Below are 20,239 nucleotides of genomic sequence, written 5' to 3'. Positions count from 1 at the left end.
CGATTCTTCTCAGAAAAATGTTAATAAAATATTACTCAATGCCAATAATCTTATGAGTTTGAAGGCTTAATTGCCATTTAGGTTTATTAGCACGAAGATTTAATTGACCTAATTGAGTGATTGTTTCTAATAGATTCATTTTGCCATCTTGCTCACAAGGAGAAAGATAGTAATGCTCAGCTTGAATTTGTGACTCAATTTGCTCGCAGAAATCGAAAATATCACCATCCACCACAATGCGAACTTCATTTGCGAAAGGAATACATTCACGCAAATACTTTTCTTGGTACATTCGTTTTGGACTAGTGGCAATGTAATCAATTTGTGAGGGAACGGATTTCAACCCGTTTGTTTCAATGGCCAGCCAGTAACCTTGTGCTTTGAGTGCATCTAATAAAATGTTTAAATTAGCATACATCGTTGGTTCGCCACCAGTAATAATGACCTGCTTAGCCTGATAACTTTGTACTTGATGAAGAATGGTATCGACAGTCCATTTTTCGTATTCTTCATAGTTGGTATCACACCAAGGGCAGGCTAAATTACATTTGCCTAGCCGGACGAAAATGGCGGGCATGCCTGTATTAAATCCTTCGCCTTGTAAGCTTTCAAAAATTTCTACAATGGGAAAGCGCGTTGTCGTAAAAATAGGTAAACTCATTACAACGACTCATCAGCAGTATATTCGCAATAAGAGGTTGGTGTTTCCCACAAACGAATAAGGCTTACAGGCAAGCCAACTTGCGTTAATTTTTCAAACATATACTTGGTCATTTCTTCAGCGGTTGAACGGCTTGGAATACCATAGACTTTTGAGTCTAATTCGATTAACAAGCGGGCGATTTTGCTCTCTTTTTCGCTATTTAGATCGTAAATGTAGGCATGATCCATTGGGTCTAAAATTTCACGTTTAACAATGGTTTTTAAATCAGAGTAATCCATAACCATGCCACGTTTAGCGCCCTCAGCCACTAATTTTCCGCTGACTTCAACTTGTAGTTTATAAGTATGTCCGTGTAGGTTTTTACATTTGCCATCATGCCCATCAAGCATGTGCGCCATATCGAAACTGAATTCTTTTGCAATTTTAAACATTTGCCATTCCTTTTTCCGCTAAGTATTCATTGAGGCCTTTTTCGCGCAATAAGCAGCTTGGGCAAGTGTGACAACCGCCTTCAACGCCTAAATAACAAGTATGAGTATGGGTACGAATGTAGTCAAATGCGCCTAATTTATCTGCTAATGCCCAGGTTTCTTTTTTGGTTAAATACATCAAGGGCGTGCGGATATTGAAGTTATAATCCATTGCTAAATTAAGGGTAACATTCATTGATTTTACAAATATATCACGACAGTCCGGGTAGCCGCTGAAATCGGTTTCACATACGCCAGTAAAAATCGTTTGAATGCCTTGACCTTTCGCATAAATAGCTGCGTAAAGTAAAAACAGAGCATTGCGACCATCAACAAACGTATTTGGTGTATCGCCTTGTTGTTTAATTTCTGCACCATCTTGCATCAGTGCGTTAGTCGTAATTGCTTTGATAACAGAAGTGTCGATAAGTGTTTGTTTAACGCCGAGATCTTGCGCAATCCAAGCTGCTTTTTCTAGCTCAATGGCGTGGCGTTGTCCGTATTGAAAGGTCACTACTTCGACATTTTCTTTGCCGAATTCTTCGATAGCCTGAAATAGACAAGTTGTAGAGTCTTGGCCGCCTGAAAAAATCACGACGGCTTTTTTATTTTGTTGCATAAACATCCTTAGTTTTGTTTTCTAGTCAAATATTGACTAGCCGTGGGAAGGTCTCGAACCACGGAAAATGAAGAGAAAATAAGCGGTCAAATTTTTCGAAAAATTTGCAAATTTCTCTAAAAATCTGACCGCTTGCGAGGTGATATTATAGCCTAATTTGGGCCGGTTGTCTTGGCGTTTGTTTGAATAATCGTTGCCTGAATTAGTGGGCTTGTTGCTTGATGAATGACATCATCACTGAGTTTGCCTGCGTGTTCGCCCCAAATAGAAAATGCTGCGCCAATTAAGTTTTCTGCTTGTTGAATTGGCTGGGTTTCATAGTTTCCGTCCCAACGTAGCAGCTGCCAATTTTGCTTGAGATCGTTGAGAGCAAATTTAGCATCGGTTGCAATGTTGCCATTATCTTTCGGAATAAAATAAAGGTAATAAGAGTTGTAATTTAGTGCTTTAAAACCTTTATCCAATAGTGTGGGGAGGCTAATGCGAGTTGCTCGGCGTTCCACAATATCGTTTTTTTCTTGCGCATCGCCATCAAAACTCCAGTAAGTAATTTCAATGTTTTTGTCTAATTCATCAATGTTTTGTTGCAATAATCCATCATTCCACATACGGGTAATTAAGCCCTTTTGGTTAATGTGCTGATTGAGTGCATTCACATAACGAATAAAGTTAGAAGCATAGTTAAACTCATCTCCACCAATATGAAAATGTTGTGCGCTGTATCCAAAAATATAACAAACCTCATCGACTAAGGTTTTCATCATCGTAAGGCTTTCTGGTGAATCTAAGTTTAGTTCATCTTGATTAAGCGCAATTTGGTTAACGTAATCCTCGCCTTTTTCTAAACGTAATAAGGTTAAAATGCCTTTGATATGTGCAGGACTATCTACTTCAGGAATGAGTTCTATCTGTTTTTCTTGGGCATAACGAATGATTTGATCAATTTGTTCATAAGTCAAAAACGGTTTATTCGTTTTCGGATTGATATAGATACCATTTTGTACAATCGCATTTTCTGCGCGTTGGTTTAAGAAGGTGCTTTCTAACGCATAATTTTCATGATCGGCAAAATGCAGATGTAAAAAGGTACCGTTAGCTTGGGCGATATCATCAATAAATTGTTTAATGGTTTCTACGGAATAAAAACGGCGGGAAATATCTAACATTAGTCCGCTTTGCTTGGTTGAGTTTTGTGCTAGTGAAATAGGGGTAAGTAACATTGAAATGCTCATAATGAGAAAGAGAAAAATTTTTTTCATGTTAAATATCAAATTTTAAATTTCAGTCAGTGAGAAGACAGACACGCAGATTAACAAGAAAGTTTTCTAAAAGTAAAAGATTTTCGTAAATGAAAGTGATTTTCCATTTTGCTATTCACGCAAACGTTTGCTTAATGCTATAATTAGGAAAGTTATTTTTAGCAATCATAAATTTGAGGTTAATCGTGAGCAACACACAACTTAGCTATAAAGACGCAGGCGTTGATATTCACGCTGGTAATGAATTAGTTGAACGTATTAAAGCGGATGTAAAACGTACGCGTCGTCCAGAAGTTATGGGCGGTTTAGGTGGTTTTGGTGCGTTATGTGCTTTACCTACAAAATATAAAGAGCCGATTTTAGTGTCTGGCACAGATGGTGTGGGTACTAAATTACGCTTAGCGATTGATTTAAATAAACACGATACCATCGGTCAAGATTTGGTGGCGATGTGTGTGAATGATTTGGTCGTACAGGGTGCAGAGCCATTATTTTTCTTAGATTATTATGCAACCGGAAAATTAGATGTGGATGTAGCCGCAGATGTGGTAAAAGGTATTGCAGATGGTTGTGCCATTTCAGGTTGCGCATTAGTCGGTGGTGAAACTGCTGAAATGCCGGGAATGTATCATGTAGGCGATTATGACCTCGCTGGATTCTGCGTGGGTGTGGTAGAAAAATCCGAAATTATTGATGGTTCCGCCGTAAAAGTAGGGGATGTATTAGTTGCGTTGGCTTCAAGTGGCCCGCATTCAAATGGCTATTCTTTGATTCGTAAAGTCTTAGAAGTGAGTGGCGCAAACCCAGCAGTAGATCAACTTGAAGGTAAGCCTTTAAGTGAACATTTATTGGCGCCAACTAAAATTTATGTGAAATCTGTGTTGGAGTTAGTAGAAAATACTGACGTTCATGCCATTGCGCATTTAACAGGTGGTGGTTTCTGGGAAAATATTCCTCGTGTACTTCCAGAAAATACTAAAGCAGTCATTGATGAGAAATCTTGGGCGTGGCCAGCCATTTTTAGCTGGTTGCAAGAAAAAGGCAACATTAGCCGTTATGAAATGTATCGTACCTTTAACTGTGGTGTAGGAATGGTGATTGCTGTTCCTGCAGCCGAAGCTAAAAAAGCTGTATCATTATTAACCCAAGCTGGCGAAAGCGCATGGGTAATTGGTAAAATCGAAGCATTAGGCAATGGTACAGAGCAAGTTGAAATTCTCTAAACCTTGGTAAAAATTTGTCTAAATATGACCGCTTGTGGTAGCCTACAAGCGGTCTTTTTTTATTTAGCATTTACCAAATGAAATTATTTATTTTAGGTTATTTATTGTTACTCAATTTGCTCAGTTGGTATGCGATGTATGATGATAAGCGCAAATCCATTAACGGCGAATGGCGCACATCGGAATCGTCTTTATTATTTTTCTGTTTTGTTGGTGGATTTATCGGCATCTATTTAGGAATGAAGTATTGCCGACATAAAACAAAACATTGGCAATTTCATGTGGCGGTGGTTGTGAGCGCTTTATTGTGGCTTATTGTATTGCCTTTAGGTGGGTATTGGTTATTCAAATAAAAACCCCTTCAAAGAAGGGGCAGAAAAGATTATTTGGTTTTCGTTAACTTGTAATTGTGGTTGCTATTTTTAACCACTTGACCATCGATACCACAAATTTCGGCATCATTTTCATTGATTTGGAATGTGAGATTGCCAGATTTTTCATCTAAACGGATAATGTTTGGTTTATTGGCATCACGAACGAATTTGCCTTTATCTTGGAAAGGATATTGTTTCCCTTTTTTGAAATAAACCGTGTTGTACTGATAAGTGCTATCTGCATTTAAGATTAACTCAGCTTGAATTTTTTCACAATCAGCACAAGGTAAGTCACCTTGATAAGTACCAGCTACATTTTTTTGTGGTAATAATGAACATGCGCCTAAAAGGGCGGAAAAACCAATTACAGTTAATTTTTTCATCATCTTTTCCTCTATATCGTATGACTAAAATTCGGGTTCAAGTTAATCTGAATCGTTTGAACTTGCGGGAAATCACGCTGGATTGCACAAAGTAAAGTGGTATATTCTAACAACATTCCTTGGCGCACCGTTGCACTTCTTACCTCCATAACGAGTTGATTATCAACTAAATTTGCCACTCGGTAAAGCCCACGGTATTTTTCTGGCAATAAAGTTTTAATTTTTTGATTCAGATCATTTAATGTGTTTGCCCGTTGGACAATTCGGCTTAAACTTGAGTTCTGTAAAATCTCAGTGATATTTTTTATTGATGTATTTTTAAGCATTTTATCCTTCATTACTTGATTTTACGCTGTTTGACCTTAATATTTTGGCTATTAGCCTGAATTTAACGTATAATTGGCGCAATTTTTTCATAAAAACAGACAAGATGAGTTTATTTCAACAATTTCAAAAGGCACCTTTTTTATCGCAATTCCTATTAGGAATTTTAGCGATTTTCAGCCTACCTAGCATTCAGGTGAGTCATGTTGAAAATGAACGTACGGCAATTAGCCAACATCTCAATTATGATGAAGTTAAAGAGATTATTCAAGAAACCAAGTCGGCATTCTTAGCAGAGCGTACAACCTTAGAAATAGCCGAGCCGCAACAAGCGGTTGTTTTTGCAGAAATTTTTGCATTTTCCTACCAATTTGATGGTAATGATGCCCATCCTATCCGCGCAGGTCCTCAATTTTCTTAATTAAATTGACTTTATTCGCTTCATTTTTGAGGCGTGATTGAATTATTCATCAACAATTTTATTTAAGGAAATTTTATGCTTTCAAAATTATTTACCTCGATTTTTGGTTCAAGTAACGATCGTACTTTAAAACGTTTACGTAAAGTGGTCGCCAAAATCAATAAATTAGAACCGAGTTTCGAACAACTTTCAGATGCTGAATTACAAGGCAAAACAGAAGAATTTAGACAACGCTTAGCGAATGGCGAAGCATTAAGTGCAGTATTACCAGAAGCTTTTGCTACGGTGCGTGAGGCAAGTCGCCGTATATTAGGTATGCGTCCTTTTGATGTTCAGCTAATTGGCGGTATGGTATTAACCGACCGTAATATCGCTGAAATGCGTACTGGTGAAGGTAAAACCTTAACTGCAACATTGCCGTGTTACTTAAATGCGTTAACAGGCAAAGGCGTTCACGTTGTTACCGTCAATGATTACCTTGCGCGCCGTGATGCGGAAACCAACCGTCCTTTATTTGAATTCTTAGGTTTAAGTGTTGGAGTGAACGTACCTGGAATGTCTCCTGCTGAAAAACGTTTAGCATATGCAGCAGATATTACCTATTCAACCAATAGCGAGTTAGGTTTTGACTACTTACGCGATAACTTAGCACATGATAAAAACGAGCGTTTCCAACGTGAGTTACATTACGCATTAGTCGATGAGGTGGACTCAATCTTAATCGACGAGGCGCGTACGCCATTAATTATTTCAGGCCCTGCGGAAGATTCTTCAGAAATTTATCAAGCGGTAGATAAAATTATTCCGCAATTAACCTTCCAAGAAAAAGAAGATTCAGAAGAATATACTGGTGAAGGCGATTACACTTTAGATCTTAAAAACAAACAAGCGCACTTAACTGAGCGTGGCATGATTAAGGTTGAAGAGTTACTTATTCAAATGGGCTTAATGCAAGAAGGCGAAAGCTTATATCAAGCTAGCCGTATTGCATTATTACACCATGTTTATGCGGCATTACGTGCGCATAAACTGTTTGAAGTCAACGTAGATTACATCGTACAAAATGGCGAAATTGTAATCATTGATGAGCATACTGGTCGTACGATGGCTGGCCGCCGTTGGTCGGAAGGTTTACACCAAGCGATTGAAGCAAAAGAAGGTGTGAATATTCAAGGGGAAAACCAAACTGTTGCCTCTATTACTTACCAAAACTATTTCCGTTTATATGAAAAATTAGCGGGTATGACAGGTACTGCGGATACTGAAGCGTTTGAATTCCAACAAATTTATGGTTTAAACACTGTTGTAATCCCAACCAATAAACCTGTTTTACGTAAAGACCATACCGACTTAATGTTTAAGAGCGAAGGCGAAAAATTTGCTGCTGTGATTAAAGATATTCAGGATTGTATCGCGCGTAATCAACCCGTTTTAGTCGGCACTGCGTCGGTTGAAAAATCTGAATTATTATCGGAAGCTTTAACAAAAGCTGGCATTGCTCACAATGTATTAAATGCAAAATTCCATGCCCAAGAGGCGGAAATTATTGCTGATGCTGGTTTACCGGGTGCAGTGACTATTGCAACTAATATGGCTGGTCGTGGTACCGATATTGTTTTAGGCGGTAACTGGAAAGCTGAAGTAGCAAAATTAGAAAATCCGACCGAAGAGCAAATTGAAGCGATTAAAGCCGCTTGGAAAGCGCGTTACGATATCGTGATGGCGGCTGGCGGTTTACATATTATTGGTACGGAACGCCATGAATCTCGCCGAATTGACAACCAGTTACGTGGTCGTTCAGGCCGTCAAGGTGACCCAGGTTCTTCTCGTTTCTATCTTTCATTAGATGATGCGCTAATGCGTATTTACCTCAATGAAGGCAAACTGAATATGATGCGCAAAGCCTTTACTGAAGAAGGCGAGGCGATGGAGTCAAAATTACTGACTAAAGTGATTGCTTCAGCACAAGCGAAAGTAGAAGCACATAACTTTGATGGTCGTAAAAATCTCTTACAATATGATGATGTTGCGAATGAACAACGTAAAGTCATTTACGAACAACGTAATCATTTATTAGAAGCTGATGATATTTCTTCAATGATCGAAACTATTCGAGAAGATGTGTTTAATTCGGTTATCGATCAATATATCCCACCACAATCGATTGAAGAAATGTGGGATGTTGAAGGGCTAGAGGTACGCTTAGATCGTGAATTTGGCATGAAGCTTCCTATTAAAGAATGGTTAGAAACCGAAAAAGATTTACACGAAGAAACTTTACGCGAACGTATCTTAAACATTGCAAAAGAGGCTTATAAAGCAAAAGAAGAAATTGTAGGGGCAGAAACCTTACGCAATTTTGAAAAAGGCATCGTGTTACAAACATTAGATGAGCTTTGGAAAGAGCATTTATCTGCAATGGATTATTTACGCAAAGGGATTCACTTACGCAGTTATGGACAAAAAGATCCGAAAAACGAGTATAAGAAAGAATCTTTCGCCATGTTTACCCATATGCTTGATGTATTAAAAACTAACGTGATTAGTGTATTAAGCCGTATTCAAGTGCGTAGCCAAGAAGAAGTAGAAGCAGAACGTCGTCAATATGCTGAGGCTTTAGCGCAAGCAGAAGCAGCGGCTGAAGCAAATGCAAATGTTCAATCTGATGTTGCAGCGGAACAAACTGATGGCGAACCATTAAGTGATGAAGAATTAGCTGATTTAAATATTAGTCGAAATGACCCTTGTCCTTGTGGTTCAGGCAAAAAATACAAACATTGTCATGGCAGCAAGGCTCGCTATGCATAATTAACTTCAAGCGGTCAAATTTTTGCAAAATTTTGCGAAATTTGACCGCTTGTTACTATTTAAGGAAGATTTATGAATAAGCCCGTAGTACAAGTCTCTGCTGGGATTATCCGCAATGAATTTGGACAAGTTTATCTTACTCATCGTTTAGAGGGGCAAGATTTTGCGCAGGCATTAGAATTCCCCGGTGGCAAGGTTGATCCAGGTGAAACACCTGAAGAGGCACTAGCAAGAGAGTTAGAAGAAGAAATTGGGATTCAAGTACTCAGCGCTTTTCCTTATGAACATTTTCATTTTGAATATCCCACCAAAATTATTGAGTTTTTCTTCTATCTCGTTGAAGAGTGGGTAAATGAGCCTTATGGGCGAGAAGGGCAAGAGGGGGATTGGTATGCACAATCAGAGCTAGATGAAGGCCAGTTTCCGCCTGCTAATGCTCAATTGATTAGGCGATTAAAGTCTGAAATTTAAGCAACAAGCGGTGAGATTTGTAAAAAGTTTTACAAATCTCACCGCTTTTTCTTGAAATCAAAAAATAAGGCTCTATATTATGGAGCGTTATGCATGTTGCATGAATCATTATTCATTTTTACAAGAAGGAAAATACACAATGAGTCTTCGTCCATTACACGATAAAGTGATTTTAAAACGTGAAGAAGTAGAAACTAAATCTGCTGGTGGTATCGTATTAACGGGTTCAGCGGCAACCAAATCAACCCGTGGCCAAGTCGTTGCTGTGGGTACAGGGCGTATTTTAGAAAATGGCAATGTGCAACCATTAGCAGTAAAAGTCGGTGATGTTGTCATTTTTAATGAAGGCTATAGCGTAAAATCAGAAAAAATTGATGGCGAAGAGTTATTGATTCTTTCTGAAAACGATATCTTAGCTATCGTAGAATAATTTTATTAGTCGTAGAGTGAGCTTTATTGCTTGCTCTGATATTTAAAATAATAAATATATCATTTACTGGTGGGCAGAAGCCCCGCTTATGAAAAGGAACAGAACATGGCAAAAGATGTAAAATTTGGCAATGATGCACGCGTAAAAATGTTAAAAGGCGTGAATGTATTAGCAGATGCAGTAAAAGTAACTTTAGGTCCTAAAGGCCGTAATGTTGTATTAGATAAAGCATACGGCGCACCAACAATTACTAAAGACGGTGTTTCTGTAGCGCGTGAAATCGAATTAGAAGATAAATTTGAGAATATGGGCGCACAAATGGTGAAAGAGGTTGCCTCTAAAGCCAACGATGTGGCTGGTGACGGTACAACGACTGCAACAGTATTAGCACAAGCTATCGTTAATGAAGGTTTACGTGCAGTTGCTGCAGGTATGAACCCAATGGATTTAAAACGCGGTATTGATAAAGCGGTAGCAGCAGTGGTTGAAGAGTTAAAAGCGATTTCTAAACCATGTGAAACTTCAAAAGAGATCGAGCAAGTTGGGACTATTTCTGCAAACTCAGATTCAACGGTTGGTCAGTTAATTGCGCAAGCGATGGAAAAAGTAGGCAAAGAAGGCGTGATTACCGTTGAAGATGGTACTGGCTTAGAAGACGCTTTAGATGTAGTTGAGGGAATGCAGTTTGACCGTGGTTATTTATCACCATATTTCATCAACAAACCAGAAGCAGGCACTGTTGAATTAGAAAATCCATATATTCTATTAGTAGATAAAAAAATCTCTAACATTCGTGAATTATTACCTGTGTTAGAAGGCGTTGCAAAAGCAGGTAAACCATTATTGATTATTGCTGAAGATATTGAAGGCGAAGCATTAGCAACCTTAGTGGTTAACACTATGCGTGGTATCGTAAAAGTGGCTGCTGTAAAAGCCCCTGGATTTGGTGACCGCCGTAAAGCGATGTTACAAGATATTGCAATTTTAACTGCAGGTACTGTGATTTCAGAAGAAATCGGTATGGAGCTTGAAAAAGCAACATTAGAAGAGCTTGGCCAAGCAAAACGTGTTGTTATCAGCAAAGATAACACAACCATTATTGATGGTATTGGTGATGAAGCTCAAATCAAAGCGCGTGTAGCACAAATTCGTCAACAAATTGAAGATTCAACCTCAGATTACGACAAAGAGAAACTTCAAGAGCGCGTAGCAAAATTAGCGGGCGGTGTTGCTGTTATTAAAGTTGGTGCTGCAACTGAAGTTGAAATGAAAGAGAAAAAAGACCGTGTTGATGATGCACTTCACGCAACTCGTGCAGCAGTAGAAGAAGGTGTTGTGCCAGGTGGTGGTGTGGCTTTAGTCCGTGCGGCTTCAAAAGTTGCAGAAAGCTTAACAGGCGATAATGAAGAACAAAATGTTGGTATCAAATTGGCTCTTCGCGCAATGGAAGCACCATTACGTCAAATCGTTAGCAATGCAGGTGAAGAAGCCTCTGTAGTTGCGCGTAACGTGAAAGAAGGCAAAGGTAACTACGGTTATAATGCTGGTACTGAACAGTATGGCGATATGTTAGAAATGGGTATTTTAGATCCAACTAAAGTGACTCGCTCTGCATTACAATTTGCTGCATCTATCGCTGGTTTAATGATTACCACAGAATGTATGGTAACTGAATTGCCAAAAGAAGAAAAAGCAGACTTAGCTGCCGGTATGGGCGGAATGGGTGGTATGGGCGGAATGATGTAATTTCCCCATTCCTTTAAAAGAAACCCCGATATTTGAAAATATCGGGGTTTTCTATTTTCCATAAAATTTGTAAAAAATTATAGATTGATGACCGCTTGTTGAGCTAATTCTCTTGCTAATGTATCAATATGCAATACATCTTCGATTTGGCGAATTTGAATCGGCGCAATGTTTTCTACCACTTGGCGGTTAACTTGTGCAATATCAGTAAAGCGGATTTGCTCATTTAAGAAAGCTTCAACTGCGATTTCATTTGCTGCATTCATTGCGGTGGTTGCATATTGTCCGGCAGCAAAAGCATCGATCGCTAATTTTAAATTAGGGTAGCGGGCGAAATCAGGTTCGATAAAAGTGAGTTCTTTGAGTTTAAAGAAATCTAATGGCGCCACACCTGCGTTGATACGATTTGGATAAGCCATGCTGTGCGCGATTGGTGTACACATATCTGGATTACCCATTTGTGCGATTACGGAACCATCAATATATCGCACCATTGAATGAATGATCGATTGTGGGTGAATAATAATTTCCATCTCATCAGCTGATGCATTAAATAACCAACGTGCTTCAATATATTCCAAACCTTTATTCATCATGGTCGCACTATCTACGGAGATTTTTTTACCCATTGACCAGTTAGGGTGCGCAATAGCTTGAGCAGGTGTAATTGCCGAAAATTCATCTAAAGGTTTGGTTCGGAATGGCCCACCAGAACCAGTTAGGATAATTTTGCTGACACCGAGTTCTGCAAGCGGGCAAAAACCAACTTTATTTTGCGCTTCCACAGGGAGTGATTGGAATATGGCGTTATGTTCACTATCGACAGGCAAAATTTGTGCGCCAGATTTTTTCGCTTCATCAATAAAAAGCTGACCGCATGTTACTAACGATTCTTTATTGGCCAGTAATACTTTTTTTCCTGCTTTTACCGCTGAGAGGGTCGGCAGTAAACCTGCAGCGCCAACAATAGCGGCCATTACCATATCCACTTCAGGATGTGCACTTAAATCGCAAATAGCTTGTTTGCCGGCAACAATTTCTGTTTTGATGTTAAAAGAGGCTAATTGTACTTTTAGCGCAGCGGCAGCGGACTCATCATCTAATGCGGCAAATTTAGGTTGAAAAAGCAAACATTGCGCAGCCATTTCTTCCACATTTTTTCCGCCAACTAACGCAAAAATTTCATAATCGGCTTTGTTTTGTTCAATCACAGCAAGTGTGCTTTTTCCAATGGAACCGGTTGAGCCTAAGATGACAATTTTTTTCATTTTTATTCCTTATTAGTTTGCGCGTTTAGCCTCAATTACATCATCTAATTGAGCCAAGCGGGTTAAGATTTTTTGTAGCATATCCACGTTATTGAGTTCGATTTCCATATCAATAGTCGCAATGCCACGTTTGGTATCTGAACGGCTAGAAACCGCAAGCACATTGACTTTTTCATTTGCCATAACAGCACTAACATCGCGTAATAAACCATTTCTATCATTCGCAATGACGCGAACACTGAGGCTTAACCCTTGCGTATAATTACTTCCCCATTGTGCGCCAACCACTCGTTCCGGATTGCTGCTTTGCAGTTCAAACAATTGTTCACAATCGGATTTATGAATTGAAATTCCCCGTCCTTGAGTAATGTAGCCGACAATAGGATCACCTGGAATCGGTTGGCAACAACGGGCGATAGAGTGCATTAAATTTCCAACTCCATCGATAATGATTTGCCCGTTTTTCGCTTTTTGATTTTGATGTTTGTTCAGCTGTTTTAAAACCGCTTCATCTGCTTGTTCAGCGGTTGGTTTAATCAATTTACTTTGCAGATAATGGCTTAGCTGGTGCAATTTAATATCACCACCACCAATGCCTGCATAGAGGTCATCAATTTGTTTTAAGTTATAGCGAGGCAGCGCATATTGCTCGATTTGTTTTTGACTGAAGCCCCATTTTGCCATCTCGGCTTCTAATGCTTCGCGGCCAATTGGAATATTTTTATCCCGATCTAATTTTTTAAACCAAGCGATAATTTTTGAGCGAGCTTTAGCCGTGTTAACAAAGCTTGTATTTGGATTTAACCAGTCTCGACTTGGGTTAGGTTGTTTTTGGGTAATAATTTCAACCTGATCGCCCATTTGTAATTGATAAGAGAATGGGACGATTTTTCCAGCGACTTTTGCACCAATACAACGATGGCCAATTTCGCTGTGAATGGCATAAGCGAAATCTAGCGGAGTCGCATTTTTCGGAAGATCAACAACCTCACCTTTTGGCGTAAAGACATAAACACGATCATCAAAGACTTGTGAACGCATTTCATCGACCATATCGCTCGAATCTGCAATATCATTTTGCCACGCTAAGAGTTTACGTAACCAAACAATTTTTTCTTCATAGCCAGAACGACCTACACTTGCGCCTTCTTTATATTTCCAGTGCGCAGCTACACCAAGTTCGGCATCTTGGTGCATTTTTCGGGTGCGAATTTGTACTTCGATTGGTTTATCACCTTCTCCTAAAACAACGGTATGAATAGATTGATAACCGTTTGGTTTAGGTTGAGCAATGTAATCGTCAAAATGTTCTGGTAAGTGTTTATAGTGCGTATGAATTAAACTTAATGCGGTGTAGCAATCTTCTAGTGTTGGTACTAATACACGGGTAGCGCGAATATCGAAAAGTTGGTCGAAACGCAGGTGTTTTTTCTGCATTTTTTTCCAGATACTATAAATATGTTTTGGGCGCCCATAAACTTCTACATCATCAAGCCCTTCATGCAAACAAGCGGTTAAATCGCTAACGAAATTTGCAATATATTTTTCACGATCACGGCGGCGTTCGGCTAAGTCGAATTTAGCGATTTGACGATATTCAGCAGGGTGGAGGATGCGAAAGCAATAATCTTCTAATTCCCATTTTAACTGCCCGATGCCTAAACGGTTTGCTAGTGGGGCATAGACGTGAGAACACTCTTTAGCGGCTAATACTAAGTTTTCTTCCGTATAGCGATGGGTGTTGCGTAAATAGCTAATCCGTTCGGCAAGTTTAATGACCACACAACGGAAATCATCCACCATCGCAAGCAGCATACGGCGAATGTTGTCGATTTGAAGATCTGATGCGGAATTAGCAGAAAGTTGGCGGATGTTATCCATCTCCAACACGCCTTTTACTAAATTTTTAACTTGGTTGCTAAAATCTTCTTTGACTTGGGCAAGATCAATAATGTGATTTTTAACCAATGGGAAAAGCATGGCGGCCACAAGCGAATCATCATCCATATTCAAGCCATGCAAAATTTCTACCATCTCAATACCGTCCCACATTAAATCATACTGTTCGATATCAAGTTTTTCTTGCGCATAGCGCCAAGCGGATTGAAGTTGTTCGAAGGTAATTGGCGACATTTCAAGCGAAGCACTCCAGCTGGCTAATTCAAAATTAGCCGGATTTAGTTCGTGAGAATGACGAATCGCAACCATAAAACCTCCGTTTGCAAATTGTGTGAAAAAGATGACCGCTTGCAGTGCGGAATTATCATTATTATAGCTTAAATCAGAGTAAAAAGTGGGCTTTTTTCAAATAAAAAACCCGGTAAAAACCGGGTTAGAAAGTTGCTATAGCTTATAGGTAAAATTTTTCAACAAAGTTTAATTTGTCGTCAAGTTTTAACACAAGCGGCTGACCAGTTGGGATTTCAAAATCCATAATTTCTGCATCAGAAATACCAATAATGTGTTTTGCTAAAGCACGTAATGAGTTACCGTGTGCGACCACTAAAACACGTTCGCCAGATAATAATGCTGGTGCGATTTGGTCTTCCCAGAATGGCAATACGCGCTCTAATGTGATTTTTAAGTTTTCAGCATTTGGTACGATGTCTTTTGGAAGATGTGCATAACGGCGGTCGTTATGTGCAGAGTTTGGATCTTGTGGGTCTAAATCTGGAGGAGAAATATCGTAAGAACGGCGCCAAATATGCACTTGTTCATCGCCATATTGCTCAGCAGTTGCTTTTTTGTCTAAACCTTGTAACGCACCGTAGTGACGTTCGTTTAAACGCCAGTTTTTAACTTGTGGAATCCATAATTGGTTAGATTCTTCAAGCACGATATTACAAGTTTTGATTGCACGGGTTAATACAGAAGTGAAAGCGATATCAAATTCATAACCAGCTTCTTTTAATTTTTGGCCGGCAGATTTTGCTTCTTCTACACCACGCTCGGTTAAGTTAACATCGCGCCAACCGGTGAATAAATTTTTAGCATTCCACTCACTGAAACCGTGACGAATAAAGACTAATTCCATAAGGACTCCTATTGTGTAGTTAATTTGAAATTGGAACCGTTACTATTTATAGCAAAAATCTACCTATTTTGAAATAGACGGAAAGCACTTTGTTATTTTAAATCAATTGAGCTAAAAAATTTGATTCAGTGTGTAAAGATAAGTTTCCAAAATACACCTTTCAGAGTATCATGAGCGCATCTTTTTTATGCCAGAGAAAAACTATGCCAAACCGAGTTGCCACAGCTTCCCCTTTTGAACAGATTCTCACGCAATCTGCGAATATGCAGGATGTGATTAAACAAGCAAAAAAATTTGCCGATCTCAATGCGCCACTGTTGATTCAAGGCGAAACGGGTACCGGTAAAGATTTGCTGGCAAAAGCTTGCCATTTAGCAAGCCATCGTGCAACACAAAAATTTATTGCAGTTAATTGTGCAGGATTACCTTCAGATGAGGCTGAAACAGAAATGTTTGGGCATCACGGTAATGGCAAAGAAAATATAGGCTTTTTTGAATATGCTGATGGTGGCACGGTTTTGTTAGATTCGGTTGCAGAATTATCGCTAGAAATGCAAGCAAAATTGCTACGCTTTTTAAATGATGGTTCTTTTCGCCGAGTAGGCGAAGATCGCGAAATTAAAGTAGATGTACGTGTAATTTGCACCTCACAAAAACCACTTTCACAATTAGTGAGCGAAGGGAAAGTGCGTGAAGATCTCTTTCATCGTTTAAATGTACTGACACTTAATTTGCCGCCATTACGTGAACGTAAAGCAGATTTTCCGTTACTCGTTGCGCATTTTGTGAGAAATATCAGCCAGCAATTAGGTATTTCAACTTTGCAATATGATGATGAATTTGTCCAAACCTTAACGCAATATACTTGGCGAGGTAATTTGCGTGAACTTTATAATGCGATTTATCGTGCGTGTAGTTTATCGCATAGTTATCGTTTGTCGGTGAAAGATTTAGATTTACCGAATGAACAAGCGCCTATTTCGCCAGCTCAACTTCCGCAACAAGGCACTTTAGAAGAAATGATGAACCAATATGAAGCTGAATTGCTCACGCGTTTTTATGCTGAATATCCAAGCACTCGTAAATTAGCTCAACGTTTGGGGATTTCTCATACCGCAGTTGCCAACAAATTGCGTCAATATGGAATTGGAAAATCATGAGTCTAATTGCTTCTTCATTTTCCTATTTTGCAAAAAATTGGAAAAATCTGACCGCTTGTTTGGGCTTGTTTGTTATGTCATTTGCTCAGGCAGCTCCAAGCATTCCAGCAGAATTACGCGAGAATAGCTTGGTTTATTGTACTAGTATTTCTGGTTTGTCATTTAATCCACAAAAGGCAGATGTTGGCACTAATTTGGGCGTGGTGACTGAGCAGATTTATGACAAACTATTCGAATTTGATCTTCATACACAGCGTTTGAAACCGATGCTTGCAGAACATTATGAGGTGAATGATGATGGACGGGAAATTGTGCTTCACTTGCGCAAAAATGTACATTTTCATCAAACGCCATGGTTTACCCCAAGCAGACGTTTAAATGCGGAGGATGTTGTTTTTTCATTGAATCGAATGATTGGACGATTGGAAGAGTTACCTGCATTAGCGCATGAGGTGCGTTCTGATAACCATTTTGAGCAGTTACAACGTGAGGCTTATCAGAATAAAGCTGCACCAGTGCATTACGCCTATTTTGAAAAAATGGCGCTAAAAAATCAGATTGAATCGGTGAGTGCATTAAATTCTCATACCGTGAAAATTCGTTTAACCGTGCCCAATAATCATTTTTTGGATCATTTAGCGAGTCAATATGCGGTAATCCTTTCTAAAGAGTATGCATTGCAATTAAATGCGGATGACAATTTAGTACAGCTAGACCGTTTGCCTGTTGGTACGGGCGTTTATCAGCTTGCCTCTTATCCAAGCAATGATTATGTTCGATTAACGCCAAATCCTAATTATTGGGGAAAACCGGCTCAAGTTGCTAATTTAGTGGTGGACTTTTCAACCAACGGCACGGGCAGAATGGCGAAACTACTTAATCATGAATGCGATGTGATGGCATATCCAGAGCCGAGTCAAGTGCTATCGTTGCAACAAATGAGCGAGGTTCAAACGCAATTTGCTCAAGCTGAAGGAGCGAATTTGTCGTTTTTAGCATTTAATATGCAATCGCCTATCATGCAAGCGGTCGAATTTCGCCAAAAAATTGCAAAAGCGATTAACCGTGCTCGAATTGCGCAACGACTCTTTTACGGTTTTGCGGAAGTGGCAGATAATGTGTTACCGAATGTGATATATCCAACATTAAATCTGAATAGCTATCAGCCAACATTACCTGCTGAATCAGAACAAAAAGAGGAAAAGCCAACTAAATTACGTTTTTGGGTAGTAGATGAGAGCCGAATTTTTAACCCGCATCTAATGAAAATGGCGGAGATGATTCGTGCTGATTTACAAAAAGTAGGCATTGAAGTAGAAATTTTACCCGTGACGCGTGCTTATATTGCGCAACATTATTTAGCGCAACCAGCAAAATATGACATGGTGCTTACTGGGTGGCTTGCAAATAATGCCGATCCAAATGGTTTCCTAATGCCGATTTTATCTTGCCAAACGCAAAATGAGGTGATGAACTTAACGCATTGGTGCGATGAAGAGATGGATGAATGGTTAAAATTGGCAACATTAAGCCATGAGCCATTAGCTAAAAATATGTTATTACGTTTAACGCAATATCAGTTAGAACAGCAACTTCCTATATTGCCACTAGTACATGCTCATCACGTAGTGGTAGGCAACCAGCGTGTTCATGGATTGAATGTTTCACCATTTGGTTTTGTTCGATTATCTGAACTCTCACTGGCAGATAAACCAGTGACTCAATCGAAAAAGGATGAATAGATGTTAGGGCAATTTATCCGAAAAATATTATTAACGGCAATTACTTTGCTCATTTTATCGCTGATTAGCTATGTTATTTTATTGCGAGATCCACTTAATGATTTTGCCGATAGCAATATAGTCACGAGCTATGTCTATTATCTCACTGCGCTTGTTCAAGGCGATTTAGGAATTAGTTATATTAGTGGTGAGCCATTAACTGCGCAAATTCTAGCAGTCTTTCCAGCAACCTTATCGCTTTGTTTAAGCGCTTTATTATTAGCATTAGTGTTAGGGTTACCACTTGGGTTATTCGCGGCACAATTTCAGCATACCACATTGGGAAAATTACTGACCACGCTAGGTTCGTTTAGCTTTGTGTTTCCTGTGTTTTGGTTGGCAGCACTATTGCTTTATTATGCATCAGTTAATCAATGGGAAATTGCTGCCGTAGGCGATTTGCATCCTATCTATGAAATTCGACCGCTTACTGGCTTTAAACTGGTAGATATTTCGTTATCAGAATCTGATTATCAACTGAAAATGATGCAAAGTGCGCTTCATCATTTAGCGTTACCGAGTTTAGTGTTAGGTATTCCAGCGACTTTAGAAGTGATGCGCTTAACGCAAAATCGTGCAATTTATGTCATGAAACAAAGTTATATGAAAGTCGCGCTTACAAGAGGTTGGTCATCTTTTAAAATTTGGCGTACGCATGTACTAGGCAATACTTTACCTGCTTTAGTTCCGCTCATTGCGCATCTCTTTACCGTGATTTTTGCGTTTGAAATTTTAATTGAAAATATTTTCAGCATTAGTGGGATTGGGCGCTGGCTAATCAATGCATTGATGGTGCAAGATTATAATGCGATTTCAGCGGCATCAATGGCTATTGGCATTTTCGTATTAAGCATCAACTTATTATCTGGCTTAATGACAACTTTGCTTGATCCTGCTAAGAAAAAGGATTGGTATGTATAAAGAACCTGAACAGTTTCGCGATACACAATATTTCAAGGCATTTTGGCAACAAATGCGTAAAGATAAAGTGGCGTTAATCAGTTTTTATCTATTTTTAGCGTTACTTTTCTTAGTGTTTTTCGGGCATATTATTTCGCCTTATCCCTCTGAACAACAGTTTGTTGGTTTGGAGTTATTACCCCCTTCTTGGGATAAAATAGGGCAGGTCAGCCATTTCTTTGGAACCGATGATTTAGGGCGCGATATTTTCAGTCGAGTGTTATATGGATTTTATTATACATTTGGCGGTGCGCTATTGATTACGAGTTGTGTGGTGATAATTGGTGGGGCAATTGGTGTTTTTGTCGGCTTAAATCGAACTACATCATTGAGTTTGTTAGGCCAATTGTTTGATACGCTTTTATTTATGCCAGCGTTATTAAGCTCAATTATTATCGCAAGCTTAATGGAGCCTAGTTTGCCGAATGCGATGATTGCGGTGTTTTTTGCAACCTTACCGCATTTTATTCACCGAATTTATCAAGCAACGCAGTCAGAATTGATGCGAGAATATGTGATTACGCTCAAGTTAGATGGCGCAACAAATAAAATGCTGATAAAAGAGGTCATCATTCCCAATTTAATTGTTGTTGTCGTAAGAGAAAGTACTTCTGTTTTGATGTTTACTGTGCTTGATATTGCCGCATTAAGTTTTATTTCATTAGGGGCAAAGAATCTTACGCCAGAATGGGGCGGCATGATTAAAGAAGCTTTTGAGCTCATTTATATTGCACCATGGACAGTGATGGTACCTGGTGCGGTAATTACACTGGTCATTTTAATTGTCTCCGTATTAGGTCGGGGAGTAGTGCGTGTGTTAGAAAAATATCGTCACACAGCATAA

The 20,239-nt window shown here is 39.1% G+C and carries 20 protein-coding genes; 11 read left to right on the top strand and 9 right to left on the bottom strand.

Annotated elements, in window-relative coordinates:
* Window positions 1–31: 31 nt before the first annotated feature.
* From HMPREF1128_RS04930 to HMPREF1128_RS04915, 4 genes are all read right to left on the bottom strand, one after another.
* The gene (locus tag HMPREF1128_RS04930) at window positions 32–661 is read right to left on the bottom strand and encodes a 7-carboxy-7-deazaguanine synthase QueE (protein WP_007524606.1); all 630 of its coding nucleotides are present in this window, start codon (window positions 659–661) and stop codon (window positions 32–34) included.
* The gene (gene queD, locus HMPREF1128_RS04925; protein WP_007524388.1) at window positions 661–1,095 is read right to left on the bottom strand and encodes a 6-carboxytetrahydropterin synthase QueD; all 435 of its coding nucleotides are present in this window, start codon (window positions 1,093–1,095) and stop codon (window positions 661–663) included. The genes HMPREF1128_RS04930 and queD overlap by 1 nt, the downstream gene beginning before the upstream one ends.
* Window positions 1,088–1,753 carry a 7-cyano-7-deazaguanine synthase QueC gene (queC, locus tag HMPREF1128_RS04920; RefSeq protein WP_007525152.1) on the bottom strand — a complete coding sequence of 222 codons (666 nt, stop codon included), beginning with the start codon at window positions 1,751–1,753 and terminating at the stop codon, window positions 1,088–1,090. The genes queD and queC overlap by 8 nt, the downstream gene beginning before the upstream one ends.
* Before the next feature lie 152 nt (window positions 1,754–1,905).
* Window positions 1,906–2,973, bottom strand: coding sequence for a family 20 glycosylhydrolase (locus tag HMPREF1128_RS04915; RefSeq protein WP_007524753.1), 1,068 nt, complete (start codon window positions 2,971–2,973; stop codon window positions 1,906–1,908).
* A 224-nt stretch (window positions 2,974–3,197) separates the two neighbouring features.
* Between HMPREF1128_RS04915 and purM the strand changes: the two genes are divergently transcribed.
* Together purM and HMPREF1128_RS04905 are read left to right on the top strand one after the other, a co-directional pair.
* Complete coding sequence (gene purM, locus HMPREF1128_RS04910; protein ID WP_007525247.1) at window positions 3,198–4,235, top strand: phosphoribosylformylglycinamidine cyclo-ligase; 1,038 nt, start codon at window positions 3,198–3,200, stop codon at window positions 4,233–4,235.
* A gap of 77 nt (window positions 4,236–4,312) precedes the next feature.
* Complete coding sequence (locus tag HMPREF1128_RS04905) at window positions 4,313–4,588, top strand: DUF1294 domain-containing protein (RefSeq protein WP_007525027.1); 276 nt, start codon at window positions 4,313–4,315, stop codon at window positions 4,586–4,588.
* A gap of 29 nt (window positions 4,589–4,617) precedes the next feature.
* On the opposite strand, the gene HMPREF1128_RS04900 is transcribed toward HMPREF1128_RS04905, so the two are convergent.
* Both HMPREF1128_RS04900 and HMPREF1128_RS04895 read right to left on the bottom strand, forming a co-directional pair.
* A complete protein-coding gene (locus HMPREF1128_RS04900; RefSeq protein ID WP_010128383.1) occupies window positions 4,618–4,992 on the bottom strand; it encodes a copper resistance protein NlpE in 375 nt (124 codons plus the stop codon).
* Window positions 4,993–5,003: 11 nt separating this feature from the next.
* On the bottom strand, window positions 5,004–5,318 hold the full coding sequence (locus tag HMPREF1128_RS04895) for a DciA family protein (protein WP_007525510.1): 315 nt from the start codon (window positions 5,316–5,318) through the stop codon (window positions 5,004–5,006).
* Between the two features lie 104 nt (window positions 5,319–5,422).
* Here HMPREF1128_RS04895 and secM point away from each other — a divergent pair, with 104 nt between their 5' ends.
* The 5 genes from secM (at window position 5,423) to groL (ending at window position 11,192) form a co-directional block, all read left to right on the top strand.
* Window positions 5,423–5,737, top strand: a complete 315-nt coding sequence (secM, locus tag HMPREF1128_RS04890) for a secA translation cis-regulator SecM (protein WP_007524398.1) — start codon at window positions 5,423–5,425, stop codon at window positions 5,735–5,737.
* A 75-nt stretch (window positions 5,738–5,812) separates the two neighbouring features.
* The gene (gene secA, locus HMPREF1128_RS04885) at window positions 5,813–8,545 is read left to right on the top strand and encodes a preprotein translocase subunit SecA (RefSeq protein WP_007525503.1); all 2,733 of its coding nucleotides are present in this window, start codon (window positions 5,813–5,815) and stop codon (window positions 8,543–8,545) included.
* Between the two features lie 72 nt (window positions 8,546–8,617).
* Window positions 8,618–9,016, top strand: a complete 399-nt coding sequence (gene mutT / locus HMPREF1128_RS04880) for an 8-oxo-dGTP diphosphatase MutT (protein ID WP_007525079.1) — start codon at window positions 8,618–8,620, stop codon at window positions 9,014–9,016.
* Between the two features lie 139 nt (window positions 9,017–9,155).
* The gene (locus HMPREF1128_RS04875; protein ID WP_007524905.1) at window positions 9,156–9,446 is read left to right on the top strand and encodes a co-chaperone GroES; all 291 of its coding nucleotides are present in this window, start codon (window positions 9,156–9,158) and stop codon (window positions 9,444–9,446) included.
* Between the two features lie 105 nt (window positions 9,447–9,551).
* Window positions 9,552–11,192, top strand: coding sequence for a chaperonin GroEL (gene groL, locus HMPREF1128_RS04870; protein ID WP_007524091.1), 1,641 nt, complete (start codon window positions 9,552–9,554; stop codon window positions 11,190–11,192).
* 77 nt (window positions 11,193–11,269) lie between these two features.
* Here the strand turns inward: groL and ispC are convergent, their stop codons facing one another.
* The 3 genes from ispC to HMPREF1128_RS04855 form a co-directional block, all read right to left on the bottom strand.
* A complete protein-coding gene (gene ispC / locus HMPREF1128_RS04865) occupies window positions 11,270–12,460 on the bottom strand; it encodes a 1-deoxy-D-xylulose-5-phosphate reductoisomerase (protein WP_007524700.1) in 1,191 nt (396 codons plus the stop codon).
* A 12-nt stretch (window positions 12,461–12,472) separates the two neighbouring features.
* Window positions 12,473–14,668 carry a GTP diphosphokinase gene (gene relA, locus HMPREF1128_RS04860; RefSeq protein ID WP_007525231.1) on the bottom strand — a complete coding sequence of 732 codons (2,196 nt, stop codon included), beginning with the start codon at window positions 14,666–14,668 and terminating at the stop codon, window positions 12,473–12,475.
* A gap of 142 nt (window positions 14,669–14,810) precedes the next feature.
* Window positions 14,811–15,494, bottom strand: coding sequence for a 2,3-diphosphoglycerate-dependent phosphoglycerate mutase (locus HMPREF1128_RS04855; protein ID WP_007524166.1), 684 nt, complete (start codon window positions 15,492–15,494; stop codon window positions 14,811–14,813).
* A gap of 203 nt (window positions 15,495–15,697) precedes the next feature.
* Here HMPREF1128_RS04855 and HMPREF1128_RS04850 point away from each other — a divergent pair, with 203 nt between their 5' ends.
* From HMPREF1128_RS04850 to HMPREF1128_RS04835, 4 genes are read left to right on the top strand one after another with little or no spacing between them, the layout of a single operon-like run.
* Complete coding sequence (locus HMPREF1128_RS04850) at window positions 15,698–16,654, top strand: sigma 54-interacting transcriptional regulator (RefSeq protein WP_007524802.1); 957 nt, start codon at window positions 15,698–15,700, stop codon at window positions 16,652–16,654.
* The gene (locus HMPREF1128_RS04845) at window positions 16,651–18,396 is read left to right on the top strand and encodes an ABC transporter substrate-binding protein (RefSeq protein ID WP_007525369.1); all 1,746 of its coding nucleotides are present in this window, start codon (window positions 16,651–16,653) and stop codon (window positions 18,394–18,396) included. Before HMPREF1128_RS04850 ends, HMPREF1128_RS04845 begins: the two co-directional genes overlap by 4 nt.
* Window positions 18,397–19,356, top strand: a complete 960-nt coding sequence (locus HMPREF1128_RS04840) for an ABC transporter permease subunit (protein WP_007524742.1) — start codon at window positions 18,397–18,399, stop codon at window positions 19,354–19,356.
* Window positions 19,349–20,239 carry an ABC transporter permease subunit gene (locus tag HMPREF1128_RS04835; protein WP_007524931.1) on the top strand — a complete coding sequence of 297 codons (891 nt, stop codon included), beginning with the start codon at window positions 19,349–19,351 and terminating at the stop codon, window positions 20,237–20,239. Before HMPREF1128_RS04840 ends, HMPREF1128_RS04835 begins: the two co-directional genes overlap by 8 nt.

The organism is Haemophilus sputorum HK 2154, from assembly GCF_000287615.1.
Taxonomy (GTDB): Bacteria; Pseudomonadota; Gammaproteobacteria; order Enterobacterales; family Pasteurellaceae; genus Haemophilus_A; species Haemophilus_A sputorum.
This window is presented reverse-complemented; position numbering and strand designations above follow the sequence as displayed.

Coding starts and splice junctions, on each gene's coding strand:
- HMPREF1128_RS04845 (WP_007525369.1), top strand. CDS start 16,651: ATGAGTCTAATTGCTTCTTCATTTTCCTATTTTGCAAAAAATTGGAAA.
- queD (WP_007524388.1), bottom strand. CDS start 1,095: ATGTTTAAAATTGCAAAAGAATTCAGTTTCGATATGGCGCACATGCTT.
- HMPREF1128_RS04900 (WP_010128383.1), bottom strand. CDS start 4,992: ATGAAAAAATTAACTGTAATTGGTTTTTCCGCCCTTTTAGGCGCATGT.
- mutT (WP_007525079.1), top strand. CDS start 8,618: ATGAATAAGCCCGTAGTACAAGTCTCTGCTGGGATTATCCGCAATGAA.
- HMPREF1128_RS04855 (WP_007524166.1), bottom strand. CDS start 15,494: ATGGAATTAGTCTTTATTCGTCACGGTTTCAGTGAGTGGAATGCTAAA.
- HMPREF1128_RS04930 (WP_007524606.1), bottom strand. CDS start 661: ATGAGTTTACCTATTTTTACGACAACGCGCTTTCCCATTGTAGAAATT.
- relA (WP_007525231.1), bottom strand. CDS start 14,668: ATGGTTGCGATTCGTCATTCTCACGAACTAAATCCGGCTAATTTTGAA.
- groL (WP_007524091.1), top strand. CDS start 9,552: ATGGCAAAAGATGTAAAATTTGGCAATGATGCACGCGTAAAAATGTTA.
- ispC (WP_007524700.1), bottom strand. CDS start 12,460: ATGAAAAAAATTGTCATCTTAGGCTCAACCGGTTCCATTGGAAAAAGC.
- HMPREF1128_RS04895 (WP_007525510.1), bottom strand. CDS start 5,318: ATGCTTAAAAATACATCAATAAAAAATATCACTGAGATTTTACAGAAC.
- HMPREF1128_RS04905 (WP_007525027.1), top strand. CDS start 4,313: ATGAAATTATTTATTTTAGGTTATTTATTGTTACTCAATTTGCTCAGT.
- HMPREF1128_RS04915 (WP_007524753.1), bottom strand. CDS start 2,973: ATGTTACTTACCCCTATTTCACTAGCACAAAACTCAACCAAGCAAAGC.
- HMPREF1128_RS04840 (WP_007524742.1), top strand. CDS start 18,397: ATGTTAGGGCAATTTATCCGAAAAATATTATTAACGGCAATTACTTTG.
- HMPREF1128_RS04835 (WP_007524931.1), top strand. CDS start 19,349: ATGTATAAAGAACCTGAACAGTTTCGCGATACACAATATTTCAAGGCA.
- secA (WP_007525503.1), top strand. CDS start 5,813: ATGCTTTCAAAATTATTTACCTCGATTTTTGGTTCAAGTAACGATCGT.
- HMPREF1128_RS04850 (WP_007524802.1), top strand. CDS start 15,698: ATGCCAAACCGAGTTGCCACAGCTTCCCCTTTTGAACAGATTCTCACG.
- HMPREF1128_RS04875 (WP_007524905.1), top strand. CDS start 9,156: ATGAGTCTTCGTCCATTACACGATAAAGTGATTTTAAAACGTGAAGAA.
- secM (WP_007524398.1), top strand. CDS start 5,423: ATGAGTTTATTTCAACAATTTCAAAAGGCACCTTTTTTATCGCAATTC.
- queC (WP_007525152.1), bottom strand. CDS start 1,753: ATGCAACAAAATAAAAAAGCCGTCGTGATTTTTTCAGGCGGCCAAGAC.